General features: G+C 68.1%; 15 protein-coding genes and 1 tRNA gene. 9 read left to right on the top strand and 7 right to left on the bottom strand.

What is annotated here, in order from left to right:
* Positions 1-6 precede the first annotated feature (6 nt).
* From AC1PZ7_RS20100 to AC1PZ7_RS20085, 4 genes are all read left to right on the top strand, one after another.
* Positions 7-480: a TRAP transporter small permease gene (locus AC1PZ7_RS20100; RefSeq protein WP_482356952.1), complete on the top strand. Its 474-nt coding sequence runs from the start codon at positions 7-9 to the stop codon at positions 478-480.
* Complete coding sequence (locus tag AC1PZ7_RS20095; RefSeq protein ID WP_482356951.1) at positions 477-1,763, top strand: TRAP transporter large permease; 1,287 nt, start codon at positions 477-479, stop codon at positions 1,761-1,763. The genes AC1PZ7_RS20100 and AC1PZ7_RS20095 overlap by 4 nt, the downstream gene beginning before the upstream one ends.
* A 70-nt stretch (positions 1,764-1,833) precedes the next feature.
* The gene (locus AC1PZ7_RS20090; RefSeq protein ID WP_482356950.1) at positions 1,834-2,883 is read left to right on the top strand and encodes a C-terminal binding protein; all 1,050 of its coding nucleotides are present in this window, start codon (positions 1,834-1,836) and stop codon (positions 2,881-2,883) included.
* Positions 2,880-3,614 carry an SDR family oxidoreductase gene (locus tag AC1PZ7_RS20085; protein WP_482356949.1) on the top strand — a complete coding sequence of 245 codons (735 nt, stop codon included), beginning with the start codon at positions 2,880-2,882 and terminating at the stop codon, positions 3,612-3,614. Before AC1PZ7_RS20090 ends, AC1PZ7_RS20085 begins: the two co-directional genes overlap by 4 nt.
* Before the next feature lie 82 nt (positions 3,615-3,696).
* On the opposite strand, the gene AC1PZ7_RS20080 is transcribed toward AC1PZ7_RS20085, so the two are convergent.
* Positions 3,697-5,817 (bottom strand): DEAD/DEAH box helicase, encoded by a 2,121-nt coding sequence (locus tag AC1PZ7_RS20080; protein WP_482356948.1) that lies wholly within the window; start codon positions 5,815-5,817, stop codon positions 3,697-3,699.
* Positions 5,818-6,026: 209 nt separating this feature from the next.
* Between AC1PZ7_RS20080 and AC1PZ7_RS20075 the strand changes: the two genes are divergently transcribed.
* Positions 6,027-7,484, top strand: coding sequence for an AMP nucleosidase (locus AC1PZ7_RS20075; RefSeq protein WP_482356947.1), 1,458 nt, complete (start codon positions 6,027-6,029; stop codon positions 7,482-7,484).
* A gap of 131 nt (positions 7,485-7,615) precedes the next feature.
* Here the strand turns inward: AC1PZ7_RS20075 and AC1PZ7_RS20070 are convergent, their stop codons facing one another.
* Positions 7,616-8,032: a hypothetical protein gene (locus AC1PZ7_RS20070; RefSeq protein WP_482356946.1), complete on the bottom strand. Its 417-nt coding sequence runs from the start codon at positions 8,030-8,032 to the stop codon at positions 7,616-7,618.
* Positions 8,033-8,167: 135 nt separating this feature from the next.
* On the opposite strand from AC1PZ7_RS20070, the gene AC1PZ7_RS20065 reads away from it, so the two are divergent.
* Complete coding sequence (locus tag AC1PZ7_RS20065; RefSeq protein WP_482356945.1) at positions 8,168-9,214, top strand: DUF6065 family protein; 1,047 nt, start codon at positions 8,168-8,170, stop codon at positions 9,212-9,214.
* A gap of 222 nt (positions 9,215-9,436) precedes the next feature.
* Here AC1PZ7_RS20065 and AC1PZ7_RS20060 read toward each other — a convergent pair whose 3' ends face one another.
* The 5 genes from AC1PZ7_RS20060 to AC1PZ7_RS20040 form a co-directional block, all read right to left on the bottom strand.
* Positions 9,437-10,405 (bottom strand): hypothetical protein, encoded by a 969-nt coding sequence (locus AC1PZ7_RS20060; protein ID WP_482356944.1) that lies wholly within the window; start codon positions 10,403-10,405, stop codon positions 9,437-9,439.
* A 233-nt stretch (positions 10,406-10,638) separates the two neighbouring features.
* Positions 10,639-11,484 carry a metal ABC transporter permease gene (locus AC1PZ7_RS20055; protein WP_482356943.1) on the bottom strand — a complete coding sequence of 282 codons (846 nt, stop codon included), beginning with the start codon at positions 11,482-11,484 and terminating at the stop codon, positions 10,639-10,641.
* The gene (locus tag AC1PZ7_RS20050) at positions 11,481-12,344 is read right to left on the bottom strand and encodes a metal ABC transporter permease (RefSeq protein ID WP_482356942.1); all 864 of its coding nucleotides are present in this window, start codon (positions 12,342-12,344) and stop codon (positions 11,481-11,483) included. Before AC1PZ7_RS20050 ends, AC1PZ7_RS20055 begins: the two co-directional genes overlap by 4 nt.
* Positions 12,341-13,285, bottom strand: coding sequence for a manganese/iron ABC transporter ATP-binding protein (locus AC1PZ7_RS20045; RefSeq protein WP_482356941.1), 945 nt, complete (start codon positions 13,283-13,285; stop codon positions 12,341-12,343). Before AC1PZ7_RS20045 ends, AC1PZ7_RS20050 begins: the two co-directional genes overlap by 4 nt.
* Positions 13,282-14,205 carry a metal ABC transporter substrate-binding protein gene (locus AC1PZ7_RS20040; RefSeq protein WP_482356940.1) on the bottom strand — a complete coding sequence of 308 codons (924 nt, stop codon included), beginning with the start codon at positions 14,203-14,205 and terminating at the stop codon, positions 13,282-13,284. The genes AC1PZ7_RS20045 and AC1PZ7_RS20040 overlap by 4 nt, the downstream gene beginning before the upstream one ends.
* A gap of 439 nt (positions 14,206-14,644) precedes the next feature.
* Here AC1PZ7_RS20040 and AC1PZ7_RS20035 point away from each other — a divergent pair.
* From AC1PZ7_RS20035 to AC1PZ7_RS20025, 3 genes are all read left to right on the top strand, one after another.
* Positions 14,645-14,718 (top strand) — tRNA-Gly (locus tag AC1PZ7_RS20035).
* Positions 14,719-15,144: 426 nt separating this feature from the next.
* Positions 15,145-16,782 carry a Na+/H+ antiporter gene (locus AC1PZ7_RS20030; protein WP_482356939.1) on the top strand — a complete coding sequence of 546 codons (1,638 nt, stop codon included), beginning with the start codon at positions 15,145-15,147 and terminating at the stop codon, positions 16,780-16,782.
* Between the two features lie 157 nt (positions 16,783-16,939).
* Positions 16,940-17,875 (top strand): 2-hydroxyacid dehydrogenase, encoded by a 936-nt coding sequence (locus AC1PZ7_RS20025; RefSeq protein ID WP_482356938.1) that lies wholly within the window; start codon positions 16,940-16,942, stop codon positions 17,873-17,875.
* Positions 17,876-17,884 lie beyond the last annotated feature (9 nt).

The raw sequence follows: 17,884 nt of genomic DNA, 5'->3' as shown, positions 1-17,884 counted from the left end.
ATTCCTTTGAGCCGAATTGCCGTTCTTCACAAAATCGTCGACACGATCATCGTTTCCTGCCTGGCGGTCATCGTCTTCGCGATGATCCTCCAAGTCTGCGCCCGGTACTTCTATCACGCCGCGCTGCCCTGGCCGGAAGAACTGTCCCAGCTTCTTCTGGTCGTCCTGTCCTTCTTCGGCATGTACCGGGCGATCGAGAAGGATCAGCACATTCGGCTCGACGTCCTTCCGCGCGAAGGTCAATCAATGGCCGTCAGGTTCCTTCAAGCTGGCGGCCTCCTCGCGGCCTGTTTCTTCGTCGGCTACATCGGTTATGGCGGCCTCGAGCTCGCCCGGAACTCCTGGTCGCAGCCCTCGACCGCCATGCGCCTGCCGATGGGCCTGTTCTACATGGTCATTCCCGTCACCTGCTTCCTGTCGGTGCTGGCCTTCCTCGGCAAGATCCACCTGCTCCTGTCGAGGAAGGAGGCCGTGCAATGACGGCGGTGATCCTCGTCCTGCTTCTCGTGGTGCTGCTGGTGGTCGGGGTGCCGATCGCCTTCAGCATCGGCCTCCTAGCGGTCGCAGGCCTCACCCTGGCGGGCATCACCAGCCCGAGCATCGCCGCCCAGCGCATGTTTTCAGGCATGAACGCCTATGCGCTGCTGGCCCTGCCGCTCTTCGTCCTCGGCGGTAACATCCTCGTCGCCGGCGGCGTCATCCAGCGGCTGATCGAGTTCGCCGACGTCATGGTCGGGCGCATTCGCGGCGGCCTCGCCCATGTCAACGTGCTGGCCAATCTGATGATGGCGGGCGTCTCGGGCTCGGCGACGGCCGATTCCGCCGCCATCGGCGCGGTGATGATCCCGGCGATGAAGGCGCGCGGCTACACCGCCGACTTCGCCGCGGCGCTGACGATCTCCGGCGCGATCATGGCGCCGATCCTGCCGCCGAGCCTGATCATGGTGATCTATGCGATCCCCACCAAGCTCTCGATCGGCGCGATGTTCTTTGCCGGCATCCTGCCGGCCTTCCTGATCGCCGTTCTCCTGATGGGCTATGTCGCCTTCGCCCGCCGCAACGATCCGGTCATCGTTCCGCAGGAAACCGGGCCGATGGTATTCGCGAAGGCGACGGTGAAGGCGCTCCCGGTGCTGGCGGCGCCGCTGCTGATCGTCGGTGGCGTGCGGGGCGGCATGTTCACCGCGACGGAGGCGGCGGCGGTGCTGTGCGGCTATGCCATGCTGCTGTGCGTCGTGGCCTACCGGACCGTCGGGCTCAGGAGGCTCGTCGAGGTCTTCCGCGAGAGCGCCATGACCTCGGCGACGATCATGATCATCGTGGCGACGTCCAATCTCTTCGCCTGGTATCTGGCGATGGAGAACGTGCCCAACGCGGCGCGCGACCTGTTCCAGTCGCTGACCGACAACCCCTATGTCTTCCTGCTCATCGTCAACGTCTTCCTGCTGGTCGTCGGCGCCTTCGTCGACACCGTGCCGGCGATCCTCATCTTCGTGCCGATCCTGCAGCCGACGGCGGTGCAGTTCGGCATCGACCCGATCCATTTCGCGATCATCGTGATCGTCAATTTGATGATCGGGCTGAACACGCCGCCGGTGGGCACCAACCTGTTCGTCATCTCCTCGGTGGCGGGCCGGCCGATGATGGCGGTCTCACGGGCTCTGATGCCCTTCTACGCCATCAAGATCCTCGCTCTCCTCATCATCACCTATGTGCCGGTGCTCTCGCTGTGGCTGCCCCGCGTCGCGGGCCTCCACAACTGACGCATTCCCGGACACTCACTACGGCGACAGTGCAGCGAACACGCACGCGCCTTCCAAGAAGGGTTGGAAAATGCCGAACATCATTCTGCAGCCGGACGTCCAGTTCGACGGCGAGGCGGATCTGGAGCAGGCCGTCTACGGTTCGCGCTACCAGGTCCACATCTCGCAGTCGAAGAACCTCGGCAATATCCCCGAGGCAACCTGGCGCGAGGCCGTCGCCATGGTCTGCTATCACGAGATCGAGGTGAACGACGCGGTGCTCGACCGCATGCCGAACTGTCGCGTCGTGGTGCGGGCCGGCGTCGGCTTCGACAATATCGACCTGGCCGCGGCGGGCCGGCGCGGCGTCGCCGTCTGCAACACGCCCGATTACGGTACGATGGACGTCGCCGACCACGCCATCGCGATGGCGCTGGGGTTCCTGCGCGGCATCGTCCACTACAACAGCGCGATCCTGAACGATCCCATTGGGGGCTGGCGCTTCCAGGACGTGCCGACCATCCGGCGGCTGTCGACGCAGGTCTTCGGCGTGGTCGGGCTCGGGCGCATCGGCACCGCCGCCGCGCTGCGCGCCAAGGCGTTGGGCATGCGGGTGATCTTCTACGATCCCTACAAGCCGACCGGCAGCGAGCTCGCCGTCGGCATCGGGCGGGTGCACAGCCTTGACGAGCTGCTGGCGCAGTCGGACGTCGTGTCGCTGCACACGCCGCTGACGCGCGAGACCCGGCACCTCATCTCGACCGCCGCGCTCGCGGCGATGAAGGACGACGCCATCCTGATCAACACGGCGCGCGGCGGCGTGGTCGATCTCGCCGCGCTCGCCGAGACGATCGCGGCCGGGCGGCTGGGAGGGGCGGGCCTCGACGTATTGGAACAGGAGCCGCTCGATCCCGCGCATGCCCTGATGAAGCTGTGGCGTGCACCGGAATCCGCCGCCCGCTATAAACTGATGTTCTCGCCGCACGCCGCCTTCTACAGCCCGTCGAGCCTCGTCGACCTCCGGCAGAAATCGGCACGTACCGCTCTGGAATATCTCGGCACGTCCGCCTCGCGCGACTGCGTCAATCGGGAGTTCTTCGACGCGGACGTCGCGGCAAAGCGCTTTGGAGTGAACGCATGAGCGATTGGGTCAAGAACAGGTCGGTACTGATCACCGCGGCGGCGCAGGGCATCGGGCGCGCCAGCGCCCTTGCCTTCGCGGCCGCCGGCGCGCGGGTCCATGCCACCGACGTCAATGCCGAGGCGTTGGCCCGGCTCGGCGTGGTGCCGGGCATCGTGACCCGCCCGCTCGACGTGCGCGACGACGCGGCGGTCAACGCCGCCTTCGCAGAGATTGGCCCGATCGACGTATTGTTCAACTGCGCCGGCTTCGTCCATTCCGGCACCGTCCTCGACATGAAGGACGATGAGTTCGATTTCGCCGTCGACCTCAATGTGCGCTCGATGATCCGAACCATCCGCGCCGCCCTGCCGGGCATGCTGGAGCGCGGGGAGGGGGCGATCATCAACATGGCCTCGGTGGTCGGGGCGGCCAAGGGCGCGCCGAACCGCTTCGTCTACGCCGTCACCAAGGCGGCGGTGGTCGGGCTGACCAAGTCGGTGGCGGCGGATTATGTGGGGCGCGGCATACGCTGCAACGCGATCTGCCCCGGGACGGTGGAGAGCCCCTCGCTGGAACAGCGCATCCGCGCCGCCGGCGACTACGACACCGCCCGCGCGGCCTTCATCGCGCGTCAGCCGCTGGGCCGGCTCGGCCAGCCCGAGGAGATCGCCGACCTCGCGGTGCATCTGGCCAATGCGACCTACACGACCGGGCAGGCCTACAACATCGACGGCGGCTGGTCGCTCTGACGCAGCGCGGCCGCGTCCCGGACAACGGGGCGCGGCCGCATGCCGGGGCCGGGCGTGCTGCTTTAGTGCGGTGTCGGCGCGGTCAGGGCCGCGGCTTCTTCTTCCCCTTGGGCTTACCCTCGAAAGCACCCGGACGGTCCCGCCCGGGCGGGCGCTCATTGGCATCGCGCCCCGCCGGCTTCGGACCGCGCGGCTTGTCGAAGCCCGGTTTGGCACGCGCCGGCTTGGGGTGGTCAGCCTTGACAGGGGCCGGCTTGCCATAGTCGGGCTTGGCATGATCAGGCTTGGCGTACGGAGCCTTGGCGCGAGCCGGTTTGGCATGGTCGGGCTTGGCATGATCAGGCTTGGGGTAAGCAGCCTTGGCGTACGGAGCCTTGGCACGGTCGGACCTGGCGTAAGCCGCCTCTGGCGCGGCTTTTTCGCCGGGCGTCTCTTCTCGTCGCGGCTTCTCCCGGAAGGGTTTTTCGCGGAACGGTTTCTCCCGGAACGGCTTCTCGTGGGGCGTCCGCTCAGCGGGCGCTTTTTCGGCCAGCGGGTCGTAGCGCGGCTTGCCGCGCGGCGCGCGGCTGGAAGCGGGGCCCTCGCCGCGCGCCGGCGGCGGGCCGGACAGCGGCTCGATCGCCACCTCGGCGCCCTCCGTCTTGCGCAGCGCATGGGTGAAGCGCTCCACGGCGGCGAGGCTGACCTCGAAGGTGGTTTCCTCGTCGAAGATGCGGATGGCGCCGATGTCCTGGCGCGTCACGTTTCCGCGCCGGCAGATCAGCGGCAGCAGCCATTTCGGATCGGCATTGCTGCGGCGTCCGACATTGAGGCGGAACCAGGCGCTGCCGCCGGCGCCCGACGGCCCGCCGAACTCGCGCTGGGCGGGACGCTCGCGGGTGGCGCGCGGCTCGCCGGGGTCGGCGACCTCCTCCGGCGCCGGCAGGCCGGCGCGATAGAGGCGCACCAGCGCCGCGACCATGTGTTCGGCCGGGTGGTTCGCCAGCAGGGTGCGGGCGACGGCGGCATCGTCCTCGCTCGGCGTGTCGGTCAGCAGCGGGTCGCGCAGCATGCGCTCATGGTCGAGCTTGCGGATCTCCTCGGCGGTCGGCGGTCCCGACCAGACCGGCGTCACGCCCAGCCCGCGCAGCAGGTCTTCCGTCCGGCGCCGGCGGAACGGCGGCACCAGCAGCACGCTGACGCCCTTGCGCCCCGCCCGCCCGGTGCGGCCGCTGCGGTGCTGGAGGCTCTCGGCGTCGTTGGGCAGGTCGGCATGGATGACGAGGCCAAGATTGGGCAGGTCGATGCCGCGCGCGGCGACATCGGTGGCGACGCAGACCCGCGCCCGGCCGTCGCGCAGCGCCTGAAGCGCGTGGTTGCGCTCGCTCTGGCTGAGCTCGCCCGACAGCGCCACGGCCGAGAACTGGCGCTCCTGCAGCGTCGCGTGCAGATGCCGTACCGCCTCGCGGGTGTTGCAGAAGATGATGGCGCTCGGCGTGTCGTAGAAACGCAGCACGTTGACGACGGCGTACTCGACCTCCTTCGGGGCGATGCGGATGGTGCGGTACTCGATGTCGGCATGGCCGCCGGCTGCGCTCGCCACCTCGATGCGCAGCGCCTCCTGCTGGTAGCGCTTGGCGAGGGCGGCGATGCCGCGCGGCATGGTGGCGGAGAAAAGCAGGCTGCGCCGGCCCGGCGGGGTGGCGTCGAGGATGAATTCGAGGTCCTCGCGGAAGCCGAGGTCGAGCATCTCGTCGGCCTCATCGAGCACGACGGCCCGCAGGGCGGAGATGTCGAGCCGGCCGCGCTCCAGATGGTCGCGCAGGCGGCCGGGCGTGCCGACGACGATGTGCGCGCCCTGGTTGAGAAGGCGCTGCTCCTGGCGCGGATCCATGCCGCCGACGCAGGAGACGATGCGCGCGCCGGTCGCCGCGTACAGCCAGTCGAATTCGCGCTGCACCTGCAGCGCCAGTTCGCGGGTGGGGGCCACCACCAACGCCTGCGGCGCGGTGGCCGGCCCGAACCGTTCCTGCGTGCCCAGCAGCGTCTCGGCGACGGCGAGGCCGTAGGCCACGGTCTTGCCGGAGCCGGTCTGGGCGGACACCAGAAGGTCGCGGCCCGCCGCCTCGGGGGCGAGCACGGCGAGCTGCACCGGCGTGGGGTTGTCGTAGTCCCGTTCGGCAAGGGCGCGGGCGAGCGCGGGGTTGGTGGTCAGGAAGGGCATGGCCGGTTCTGCCTATCTCGCAATGTCGTCAGGCGTCGAACAAGAGCCATCGGAAGGGGTTTGGAGCGTCATCTTTAGTCGAGCCGCGGCCCTGATACCACGTCCGGCGAGCCGTGATCCAACAGGGCTTCTCGTGCCCGAGCGGCGGTCCGGCGTTTACGTCGCAGCCAAAGCACTGTAGCAGCCAGTCCGACAGAGGTGCGGATCCGATGATGTTCGAGACAGCGGCGACCCCGAACGAGGCCATCGACCGGCTGGAGAGGCTTTACGGGGCGGCGCGCGACGCGCTGCGCCAGGACCTCAACCGCTTCTTCGAGACCCGGCAGGCGCCGTCCGCCGAAGAGCGGGCACGCTACCGCTACCCACTCCTGCGCGTCACCTACGAGCCGTCAAAACCGGCCATGGCGCGTACCCAGCGCGGCTACGCCAAATTTGCGGTGCCAGGCGTCCACCAGACCACCGTGACCCAGCCGGCCGAGTTCCGCGCCTATCTGCTCGACCAACTGACTCCGCTGGTCGAGGAATATGGCGCGACGATCGAGACCGGCGTCAGCCACCAGGAGATTCCCTATCCCTACGCGCTCGAGGGCGGCGACGAACTCGGGCGCGGCGAAGTCACGGCGTCCGAGCTGGCGCGGCATTTCCCGACGCCGCTGCTGTCGCTGGTCGGCGACGAGATCGCCGACGGCGCCTTCGAGCTGGTGGAGGGCGAGCCGCGCCCGCTCGCGCTCTTCGACGCGGTGCGGGTGGACTATTCGCTGCGCCGGCTGGTCCATTACACCGGGACCGATTGGCGGACGTTCCAGTCGTGGATCCTGCTGACCAATTATCATCGCTATGTCGACCAGTTCATCCGTGCCGGCCTTGCGGAGATCGAGGCGGGGACGGCGGAGGCGTTGGTGACGCCGGGCGGCATCCGGATCGAGCGCGCCGGCCTCGACGCCATGGCGGTCGAGCGGGTGATGGCGGCGCCGTGGCACCGCTACCAGATGCCGGCCTACCACCTCGTGCGGGCCGGAGGCGCGGGGGTGACGCTGGTCAATATCGGCGTCGGTCCCTCCAATGCCAAGACGATCACCGACCATCTCGCTGTGCTGAGGCCGCATTGCTGGCTGATGGTCGGCCATTGCGGCGGGCTCCGGCAGACGCAGGTCATCGGCGACTATGTACTCGCCCACGCCTATCTGCGGCAGGATGGCATTCTGGACGAGCTGGTTCCGCCCAGCATCCCGATTCCCGCGCTGGCCGAGGTGCAGGTCGCGCTGCAGCAGGCGGCGGCGGACGTCACCGGCGAGATGGGCGACCTGCTCAAGCGGCGCCTGCGCACGGGTACCGTCGTCACGCAGGACGATCGGAACTGGGAGCTGCGCTGGACGCAGGAACGCCGCCGCATCAACCTTTCCCGCGCCATCGCCGTCGACATGGAGTCCGGCACCGTCGCCACACAGGGCTACCGGCTGCGGGTGCCCTACGGCACGCTGCTGTGTGTGTCGGACAAGCCGCTGCATGGCGAGATCAAGCTGCCGGGCGCCGCCAATGCCTTCTACGAGCGCGCGGTCGGCGAACATCTCAGGATCGGCCTCGCCGCGCTCGAAAAGCTCAGGCTGGCCGGCGACATCATCCATTCGCGCAAGCTGCGCTCCTTCGACGAGCCACCCTTCCGCTAGGACGTGCCGGGCGTGGCGCGGAAAGGGTCGCTCGCGCCAGATCCCAAGGACGAGGCCCGCAAAACGAAAAGACCGGCGCAACGCGCGCCGGTCCCGAATCTTCACGCGTGCCTGTAATCAGGCGGGTCCGATCAGGGACTGATCGGGAAGAACTGCACGCCGCTATTGCCGTCCGACGCTGCGATCGCCGCCGCGACACCGCCACCGACAGCCAGCGAGCCGAGAATCCCCAGAGTGGGATTGGTCGACGCGAAGCCGCCACAACCGGGAGCGCGCAGCGTCTCGGTCGTGGAGGCCGGAACGGTCAAGGTCCGGTCATTGCCGAAATCCACCACCGCGGTACCAGGCCCCTGAACGGTGATCTTGTCACCGTTCTTCAGAGACGTGCCGATCACGCCAGGGGCATAGCCGGCACCCTTATCCACCAGGACCGTGCCGACGGCCTGCGTAAGAGTACCCTGCGTCAGGCAGACATCCGCAGACGCGCTGCCAACAGCCCCGATTGAAACTGCTCCAAGAGCAGCCGCCATCAAAAAAGTACGCTTCATCGCCCCCTCGATTTCCGCCGGCCGCAACCATGCGTAATAATCGTCTAGATTTCTACCACCTTCGATCTATCAGGCAAATACGGGAAAGGCCCCTAGTGGCCCTCGTCGGTGTATTTTTGGGGTGGCGCGGCCAAAATGTTACGCTTCGCCACCCTGCGCGCCGCAATCCGCCGGACAGCGCCATACCGACTTACCCGCCGGTCGTCGGGGCAGGTTTTCCACGCGGGCCGGCGCGGCGGATCGATTGCCGATGTTCCGATGCGCAGACGAGGAAAAATCGACTTTGCCACGTCGGTGCGCGGGCACGTAGAAGGTACTCTCGGGAAAATACCATCGGTTGCCCGGCAGTATCGAAGGATGGTCCGCGTGACGTCGCTGACGTGTTATCGCCTGAACTCTGATGCGCCGCTCCTCGTCCCCGCGCGGGCGGAGCGCGCCTGGATGGACGCGACGGAGCAGCGTTTCGCCTATCGCTGCCTGCCGCTCACCATCGCCAACAGCATGGGCTGGGAACTGCTGTGCCCGATGACCTTCGAGGCGGAGTGGAACGGCGAGGCCGGGCTGGACAGCCTCGCCCTGCATGCCGGTTCCCCGACGATCGAACGTTACGCGGCCTCGCATTTCGGTTCCGGCGTGCTGACCTTCATCACGCACTACCTGTTCAGGACGGAGCAGGGGATCGGCATGAACGTGCGCGGCAGCCCGAACCTGCCCAAGGACGGCATTCATCCGCTGGAAGGAATCGTGGAGACCGACTGGCTCGATCTCCCCTTCACCATGAACTGGAAGTTCACCCGCCCGGGCACGGTGCGTTTCGAGGAAGGCGAGCCGTTCTGCTTCCTCGCGCCGATGCCCTACCGGGCGCTGGAATCGGTGCGGCCGGCGATCGTGCCGGTCGAGACCGCGCCCGAGCGCGTGCAGGCCATCGGGCGCTATGGCGAGATGAGGCAAGCCTTCAACGAGCGTCTCAATGCCGGGGAGCCGGAAGCGATCCGCCAGGGCTGGCAGAAGTGGTATTTCCGCGGCGTCCATCCCGATGGACGACACGGTAATCCCCTGCACCTGTCCAAGTTTCGCGCCGCCGAACCGACGGTTGATCGCGCGCCGAATCCTGGCGCGCCAGATCCTGAGGAATTGCCGACGCCTTCTGCGGATCATGAAGACGCATCAAAAGAGAAATGATAGAAATATTTCGTTCTAGTGAGGATGCCGCTTTAGAAAACTCGATACGGCCATCAAGGAGAGACGTAATGAAGTATACCGTTCGTCCGGTTGCGTCCGTTGCCCCCATGGGTCCGCCGCCGCCCTCGCCGCTGACCAAGGCGTAAGACCCGACCCGATTTTGCGGTCGACTGGGCGCCGGCCGAAAGGCCGGCGCTTTCGTTAGAGGCGGTTTCGCGGCCGTCAGGGCCCCGGCGGGCCGCCCAGGCGCGGGCGCATCCACCCCCACGGCCGCCGTTTGCGCCAGTCCGGCAGCCAGACGCCTCCGCCCTCCGCCGTGTCGATGGCGCGCAGGCCGTCGGCGATGCGCTGGCGCGCGATCAGCTGCGTCTCGCGCCGCACCGGATTACGGTCCGGCACGAAGTGCCCGATATACGGGTTGGTGTTGATCTCGAAGACGATCGTGCCGCCGGCGAAACGCGCATGGTCGGCACGGCCATACTCGACATGGGCGAGATCGAAGATCGCCGACATGTCCTCGGCATAGCGATTGGCGACGACGGCGTCGTGCTCGTCCTGCGCCACGGATTGGGAGACCTTGGCGTGGTCGCCGATCTTCACCATCCAGGTATCGTCGACGGCGATGTGCTCCAGCACCGTGCGTTGCCCGATGCGCCACGTCCCCCATTTGGCCCACAGCGTCTCATTGTAACGCTCGGCCGCGAGCTCGATGACCAGCAGCCCGCGTAGCGGCACGCCGCGCCGCTGCAGGTCGTGGAGCGCCGCCGCCAGCGCTTCCTGGTCCTCGTACAGCGTCGTCGAAGGCGTGCCGTGCCCCAGTTCGGCGCGAACGAATACGGGAAAGCGGCGCGGGCGCGGGTCGGCGTCGGCGCGGTAGACGCCGAAGGGATTGATCCCGCGCCGCTCCAGCGTGGTCAGCAACTCGACGCGCGACATCGCCATCGCCGGATCGTTCAGGCATTTCAGCCCGGCCGCCCGCATCATCCGGTAGAGCTGCGCGGCGCGCTCCAGCTTCCAGGGCAGAAGACACTCGAAATCGCAGAAGACATAGGTCGCGCGCGGCACCCGCCAGGCGCGGAACAGGCGCTCGTAATGGGTGTGCCGAATGTGCGGCGTCGGCACGCCGAGGGTGCCCTCGACCAGGCTCTGCACGGCCCGGCCATGGCCGCGATAAGTGATGAAGACGATCATTCGGCGGGCGATGCCTTCTCGTCGGAGGCGCCGGCGCGGCCCGAGCCGGGCTGGTGGCGTGAGACGGCCATGGGGCCGGCTCACATTTCGCCGGAAGGGCTGCCGCGGCGGGTTGTCGACGCAGGAGCTTGCGCCTGAGCTTCGCAAAAACGCAATGGTACAAGGTTCCTCTGGGTAGCCAAGTCGGTGCCCGGCACGCAGGAGGCCTGCGGGGGGGCGGTCGCCGCGCGGGTTCAGCCCGTGCCGGACGTCTCCGGGCGGGGCGAGGCCATCTGGCCGCGGATGAAGACGCCAACGAACAGCAGGCTCATCAGCAGCACGATGGTCGGGGCCGGCGCGCTGTCGAGGAAGAAGGAGAGGTAGACGCCGGCGAGCGAGGCGCCGACCGCGATCGCCAGCGCGACCAGCAGCATCGCGCCGAAGCGCCGTGTCAGCAGGAAGGCGATGGCGCCGGGTGCGATCAGCATGGCGATGGCGAGGATGATGCCGACCGCCTTCAGCGCCCCGACCACGGCCAGCGAGATGAGGCACAGCAGGCCGTAATGCAGCAGCCCGACGCGCAGCCCCACCGCCCGCGCCTGCGCCGGGTCGAAGGCGTGCAGCAGGAAGTCCTTCCACTTCAGGCCGATGATGCCGGCGGTCACGGCGGCGATAAGGGCGGTCTCGGCGATGTCCCACAAGGAGACGCCGAGCATGTCGCCGAACAGGATGTGGTCGAGATGCACCTCGGTCTGGATCTTCACATAGAGCACCAGCCCCGCGCCGAACATGCCCGAGAAAACGATGCCCATCACCGTGTCCTGCTTGATGCGGCTGTTGTCCTTGAGGAAGCCCGTCGCCACGGCGCAGAACATGCCGGCGGCGAAGGCCCCGATCGCCAGGGGGATTCCGGTGATGTAGGCGAGCACCACGCCGGGAAAGACGGCATGGGAGATCGCGTCGCCCATCAGCGACCAGCCCTTGAGCACGAGGAAGCACGACAGCAGCGCCGTCGGCACGGCGATGAGCGCGGAGATGACGAGCGCATGCACCATGAACTCGAACTGGAAGGGCGCCAGCAGCGTCTCGAGGAGGCTCACAGCTCCATCTCCTTCGGCAGGCTGGCCGCCCGCCGCCGCGCCGCCAGCATGCCGTGCTTGGGTGCGAAGACGAAGGCGGCGAGGAAGATGAACGTCTGCAGCACCACGATGATTCCGCCGGTGGCGCCGTCGAGAAAATAGCTCGCATAGGCGCCGACCGCGCTCGTCACCGCGCCGATGGCGACGGCGATGACCAGCAGGCGGGGAAAGCGGTCGGCGAGCAGATAGGCGGTCGCGCCGGGCGTCACCACCAGGCAGATGACGAGGAAGGCGCCGACCGTCTGCAGCGCCGCCACGGTGGAGGCGGAGAGCAGCGTGAAGAACATCACCTTCAGCGCCGTCGGGTTGAGCCCGATCGAGCGCGCATGCGTCTCGTCGAAGAACACGGCCAGCAGGTCCTTCCACTTCGCCAGCAGGATCGCCAGCGACACGACGCCGATGAGGACGAGCTGCAGCGTGTCTTCCGGCGTGATGGCGAGGATGTTGCCGAGCACGATGGTCTGGATGTTCACCGATGTCGGCGAGAGCGAGACCATGAACAGGCCGAGCCCGAAGAAGGAGGAGAAGATCAGCCCGATGATGGTGTCCTCCTTCAGCCGCGTGCGCTGGTTGAGGAACAGCATGGCGGCGGCGGCGAGGCCGCCGGAGAAGAACGCGCCGATGGCGAAGGGCAGCCCGAGCATATAGGCGCCGGCGACGCCGGGGACGATGGCATGGGAGAGCGCGTCGCCGATCAGCGACCAGCCCTTGAGCATGAGATAGCAGGACAGGAACGCGCAGACCGCGCCGACCAGCGCCGACACCCACATGGCGTTGCGCATGTATTCGTAGCCGAAGGGCTCGCTCAGAAGCGCGATCACGGGGTGTCCCCCTTGCCCGGCTTCTCGTCGGCGGTCTTCGGCTGCATCGCGCCCTTCTCGCCGTAGAGCACCAGCGGGCGCTCGTCGTCGGTGAGCACGGCGAGGTGGCGCCGGTCGTCATCCTCGTGCAGCCCGGCGCCGCCGAGCACGAAATGGCGCAGCACGCCGCCGAAGGTGCGCTCCAGATTGGCCTCGGTGAAGGTCTCGGCCGTCGGCCCGTGCGCCAGCACCGTGCCCTTGATGAGAACGGTGCGGTCGCAGAATTCCGGCACGCTGCCGAGATTGTGGGTGGAGACCAGCATCACCCGGCCTTCCTCGCGCAGCGCCCGGAGCAGCGCGATGATGGCCTCCTCGGTCTTCACGTCGACGCCGGTAAAGGGCTCGTCGAGCAGGATCACCCGGGCGTCCTGCGCCAGCGCGCGGGCGAGGAAGACGCGCTTCTTCTGACCGCCGGACAGTTCGCCGATCTGCCGGTGACGGAACTCGCCCATGCCGACGCGGGCCAGCGCCACCTCCACGGCCGCGCGGTCGGCGGCGCGGGGGATGCGCATGAAGCCCATATGGCCGTAGCGCCCCATCATGACGACGTCTTCCACCAGCACGGGGAAGTTCCAGTCGACCTCCTCGCTCTGCGGCACATAGGCGACGAGGTTGCCCTTCAGCGCCTCGCCGACGCTGCGGCCGAGGATCGAGATGCTCCCGCGCGAGACGCGCACGAAGCCCATGATCGCCTTGAACAGCGTCGATTTGCCCGAGCCGTTGACCCCGACCAGGGCAGTGATGGTGCCGGTCGGGATGTCGAAGCTGGCGTCGCGCAGCGCGGTATGGCCGTTGCGGTAGGTGACCGTGACGTCGCGGACCGCGAGGCCCGGCCCGGTCTCGGAGCTGTGGGCCGGGCGCGACGATCGGGCGGGGTGCACGTTCAGTGCGACAGCAGTCATTGTGACAGCCCCTGGGCGAGCCCGGTCTCCAGCGTGCCCGTCGTGGCGCGCAGAAGGTCGATATAGGTCGGGACCGGGCCGTCCGGCTCGCTGAGCGAGTCGACATAGAGCACGCCGCCATAATGCGCGCCGGTCTCGCGCGCCACCTGCCGGGCTGGCTTGTCGGAGACGGTGCTCTCGCTGAACACGGCGGGAATGGCATTCTTGCGCACCGCGTCGATCACCTTGCGCACCTGCTGCGGCGTGCCCTGCTGGTCGGCGTTGATCGGCCAGAGATAGAGCTCCTTCAGGCCGAAATCGCGGGCGAGATAGGAGAACGCGCCCTCGCTCGACACCAGCCAGCGCTTGTCGGCGGGGATCGCCGCCAGCTTCTCGCGGATCGGCGCTACCGCGGCCTCGATGCGCTGCTTGTAGGCGTCGGCATTGGCCCGGTAGGTTCCGGCATTGGCCGGATCGTACTTCACGAAGGCGTCGCGGATGTTGTCGACATAGATCAGCGCATCCTTGGGTGACATCCAGGCATGCGGGTTCGGCTTGCCGCGATAGGGGCCCTCGGCGATGCCCATCGGCTTGACGCCGTCGGACACCACCACGCTCGGCACGTCCCTCAGGTTCTGGAAGAACCGCTCGAACCAGAGTTCGAGGTTGAGGCCGTTCCACAGGACGAGCTGGGCGCCCTGCGCGCGCTGAATGTCGCCGGGGGTGGGAGCGTAATTGTGGATCTCGGCGCCGGGCTTGGTGATGGATTCCACCACCGCCGCGTCGCCCGCCACGTTGCGCGCCATGTCGGCGATGACGGTGAAGGTCGTCACCGCCTTGAACTTGCCCTCGCTGCCCGCCTGCGCCGAGACGATCGATGCCCCCGTGCAAAGAAGACCAATGGTCGCCAGACCAGCCAGAACGACACGCCTGCTGGGCATGCGCCTCTCCTCTTGCGAATGATTTGCAATAGCACCTTATGCCAGATCGCGACGTTTGCAACTGCGAATGAGTTTCATTCGTAAATTGGGCACGGCGCCGCCTGCATCCTTTCGCCGGGCTCGGGCCATGGCCGGCCATCCGCACCTGATTCCGCGCCGCCGGGCGGAAAGGCGCCGCAATCTTTTCAGGGAGCTGTGGCGGGCTGCTGACAAGCGAGGGCAGAGCGAGCCGGTGGCATGTACGGGCACGATTGTGAGATGCGGACGTTCCAGAAGCTGGATGCTCCGGCGATTGGTTGGATGCTGGGCGTATTGTCGTCGGTTCGGGCCCGGATTGTGCTTGAGTACGCGGGCAGGCGCGTCTCGTTCTCTCCTGTGAAGCTCCTCGCCGGGGGACTTGAACCACCCCCTTGCCGCCCTTATGGTGCGGCCTGCCCGAGCGGGCGTAGTTCAATGGTAGAACGGCAGCTTCCCAAGCTGCATACGAGGGTTCGATTCCCTTCGCCCGCTCCAGTTTCCCCGAAAGATCAAATGGCCTGCGACGCCGGTGGCTTGGCGCGGCTGCTTGGCGCGGCGTTGCGCATGTCGTTGCGACGGCGGAGTGCGGGCGGTCCTGGGCACCGCGGGATGGCCCGGCGCTGATCGCCAACCGTGGATAGCGAGTCGGTTCTGCCCCGGCGGCGGAAGGTCGACGGTGATCGACAGGAGCCGCGGGCGGAGCGGTCTTCGCTTGGCGCGCCCCGGGCCGTGCGATTTTGCTGCGTCTGTGCCGAGGGGAAAGACGCCGGCGGCGCGGGGCGGTACGGTTGGTCGGTCCGGCGTCGTTGTCGCGGTCCCGCGTGCGCATGGGGGAAGTTCGTTTGCCACCTCCTGCGTCGCCGTGCGCCCCCGGACCGCGTCGCGAGGCGTGGCTGCTCGACGGAAATCCCCGGACCCCGCATGAACGCCATCGGCATCATCCTCATTCTCCTGACCGGCGTGGTCGCCACGCATTGGCTCGCCAAGGCGCTCGGCGGACGTGTGGCCCTGCCGCTGGTGCAGATCGCCGCCGGTGCCGCGATCGGCCTGACCAGCGATTTCGGCGTCCGACTGGAGCCCGAGCTGTTCTTCGTCCTCTTCCTGCCGCCGCTGCTGTTTCTCGATGGCTGGCGCGTGCCCAAGCAGGACTTGCAGGACAATGTCGTCACGGTCCTCTCGCTGGCCTTCGGGCTGGTCTTCTTCACCGTCCTCGGCGTCGGGCTGCTGCTGCACCTGATGGTGCCGGCCATGCCGCTGGCGGTGTGCTTCGCACTGGCGGCGGTGCTCTCGCCGACCGATGTCGTCGCCGCCACCTCGATGATGGCGAACGTGCCGGTCCCGCGCCGCCTGCTGCGCATCCTCGAAGGCGAGGCGCTGTTCAACGATGCCTCGGGCCTGGTCTGCCTGCGCGTTGCGGTGGCGGTGGCGATGACCGGCACCTTTCCCTTCTGGCCCTCCGTCGGCGGGCTGGTCTGGGCGGCGGCCGGCGGCATTGCGCTCGGCCTCGGTCTCAGTTGGCTCGTGTCCTTCGCCAAGTTCTGGGTCGTCGCGCGGCTCGGCGAGGATGCCTCGTCGCAGATCGTGATCAGCCTGTTGACGCCTTATGGCGCCTATCTTCTGGCCGAGGCGCTCGGCTGCTCGCCAGTGCTGGCGGCAGTGGCGGCCGGCATGATGATGAGCCGGATCGAGGTCGGCGGGCAGGCGCTCGCCGTCACCCGTATCCGCCGCAACGCGGTGTGGGAGACGCTGCAGTTCGCGCTCAACGGCTCGATCTTCCTGCTTCTCGGCGAACAGTTGCCGGGAATCCTGGCGCGCGTGCATGCGGGGGCTGCCGAAAGCGGCCATAGCGGGCTGGAATGGCCTGCCCTCTATGTGGCGGCGGTGGCGGCGGCGCTTGCCGTGCTGCGCTTCTCCTGGGTCTGGGTGTCGGTCACCATCTGGCGCTGGCGGCATGGCGTCTCCGGGCCGGAACGCATGCTGCCGAACTGGCGCCTCGTCGCCGCCATGTCGACCGCGGGGGTGCGCGGCGCGGTCACGCTGGCGGGCGCGCTCAGCCTGCCGCTGGCGCTGCCCGACGGCGCGCCTTTCCCCTCCCGCGATCTTGTCATCCTCATCGCGGCGGGGGTGATCCTGGTCTCGCTCGTCGTGGCCAATGCGAGCCTGCCGCGCCTGCTCCGCGCAGTCGAGATGCCACCGGAGCCGCGCCGCGACACGAAGGAGCGCAACGCCCGCGTGGAGGTGGCGAAGGCGGCGATCGCCGCTCTCGCCCGCGCCAGCGACGGCAAGGGGCGCGCGGCAGGGAGCGACCTCGCCGCCATCGCCCTGGTGGCCGACTATTATCAGCATCGCCTCGCGCAATTGCAGCCGGAGGCGCTTGTCGCAAAGGGCGAGGACCGGCTGCATACCGAGGAGCGGCTGCACGTCCTCGCCCTGAGGGCCGAGCGCGCGGCCATCGCCAACATGGCGCGCGGCCATCGCATCTCGACGGATCTCGCCCACAAATTGCTGCGTGAGACCGACCTTGCCGAGGCGGCCTTCCAGACGGCGGCGGATGGCTAGGAGCGTCGCGCACCCGGCCTGCCCGGATCGGCGAAGTCGACGGCTCTCACCTGCAACCGGCGGCCCGCCGCAGCCGGCTTTCTCGCGCCGCCCGGCGCCCGGTAGGATAGCCGCCGAGAGGTCCGCCGAATCGGTCGGCCCGGCTGGGAGTTGTCTGGTGAGCAAGGATGCGCTCGTTTTCTACAGCGCCGTGGACGATGCGGCGGCCTGGCGGGCGGCCCTGCAGGCCGAGCTTCCCGACCTCGACGTCCGCATCGATCCCGATGTCGGCGATCCCGCCGATATCCGCTACGCGCTGGCCTGGGTGCCGCCCAGGGGCTTCTTCGCCCGTTTTCCCAATCTGGAACTCGTCATCAATCTCGGCGCCGGGGTCGACGCGCTGATGCAGCGCGACGATCTCGTGCCGGTGAGGTTCTCGCGCCTCAACGATCCCGGCATGGAGGCGATGATGACCAGCTACGTCGTCTTCGCCGTGACGCGCTACGCCCGCGACATTCCCGTGTTCGAGCGGGCCAAGCGGCGCGGCGAGTGGGACTATGTCCATCCACGCCCGCTGTTCGAGATCAAGGTCGGCGTGCTCGGCCTCGGCGAGCTGGGCGGCGCGGCGGCCCGCATGCTGGCGGCCATGGGCTTCACGGTGTCGGGCTGGTCGCGCAGCCCCAAGGACATTCCCGGCGTGACGACGCATGCCGGGCGGGACGGGCTGGAGCGCGTGCTCGCCGGCAACGAGATCATCGTCTGCATGATGCCGCTCACGCCCGACACCCGCCATATGCTGGGCGCGCGCGAACTGGCGCTCATGCCGGCGGGCGCCAAGTTCGTGAATGCCTCGCGCGGCGCCGTGGTGGACGAGGCGGCGCTGGTCGAGGCGTTGCGCTCCGGCCGCATCGCCGAGGCGACGCTCGACGTCTTCGAGACCGAGCCGCTGCCGCCCGGCCACCCGCTATGGTCGCTCGACAATGTGCTGATCACCCCGCATCTTGCCAGCATCACCGTGCCGACGCTCGCGGCGCGGGACGTGGCGGAGAGCATCCGGCGGATGCGTCGGGGGCTGGCGCCGCTGCACGAAGTCGATCCGCGCCGCGGCTATTAGGCAGCCTCG

The organism is Ancylobacter sp. TW_SC_1 (genome assembly GCF_056836805.1).
Note: the sequence above shows the minus strand (reverse complement) of the source record. Positions and strands in the feature narration are given on the sequence as shown.

What these genes read in the sequence shown, in the direction of transcription:
- AC1PZ7_RS20045 (WP_482356941.1), bottom strand. Translation starts at nt 13,285, where the DNA reads ATGACTGCTGTCGCACTGAACGTGCACCCCGCCCGATCGTCGCGCCCG.
- AC1PZ7_RS20095 (WP_482356951.1), top strand. Translation starts at nt 477, where the DNA reads ATGACGGCGGTGATCCTCGTCCTGCTTCTCGTGGTGCTGCTGGTGGTC.
- AC1PZ7_RS20065 (WP_482356945.1), top strand. Translation starts at nt 8,168, where the DNA reads ATGTTACGCTTCGCCACCCTGCGCGCCGCAATCCGCCGGACAGCGCCA.
- AC1PZ7_RS20030 (WP_482356939.1), top strand. Translation starts at nt 15,145, where the DNA reads ATGAACGCCATCGGCATCATCCTCATTCTCCTGACCGGCGTGGTCGCC.
- AC1PZ7_RS20070 (WP_482356946.1), bottom strand. Translation starts at nt 8,032, where the DNA reads ATGAAGCGTACTTTTTTGATGGCGGCTGCTCTTGGAGCAGTTTCAATC.
- AC1PZ7_RS20075 (WP_482356947.1), top strand. Translation starts at nt 6,027, where the DNA reads ATGATGTTCGAGACAGCGGCGACCCCGAACGAGGCCATCGACCGGCTG.
- AC1PZ7_RS20060 (WP_482356944.1), bottom strand. Translation starts at nt 10,405, where the DNA reads ATGATCGTCTTCATCACTTATCGCGGCCATGGCCGGGCCGTGCAGAGC.
- AC1PZ7_RS20040 (WP_482356940.1), bottom strand. Translation starts at nt 14,205, where the DNA reads ATGCCCAGCAGGCGTGTCGTTCTGGCTGGTCTGGCGACCATTGGTCTT.
- AC1PZ7_RS20085 (WP_482356949.1), top strand. Translation starts at nt 2,880, where the DNA reads ATGAGCGATTGGGTCAAGAACAGGTCGGTACTGATCACCGCGGCGGCG.
- AC1PZ7_RS20080 (WP_482356948.1), bottom strand. Translation starts at nt 5,817, where the DNA reads ATGCCCTTCCTGACCACCAACCCCGCGCTCGCCCGCGCCCTTGCCGAA.
- AC1PZ7_RS20090 (WP_482356950.1), top strand. Translation starts at nt 1,834, where the DNA reads ATGCCGAACATCATTCTGCAGCCGGACGTCCAGTTCGACGGCGAGGCG.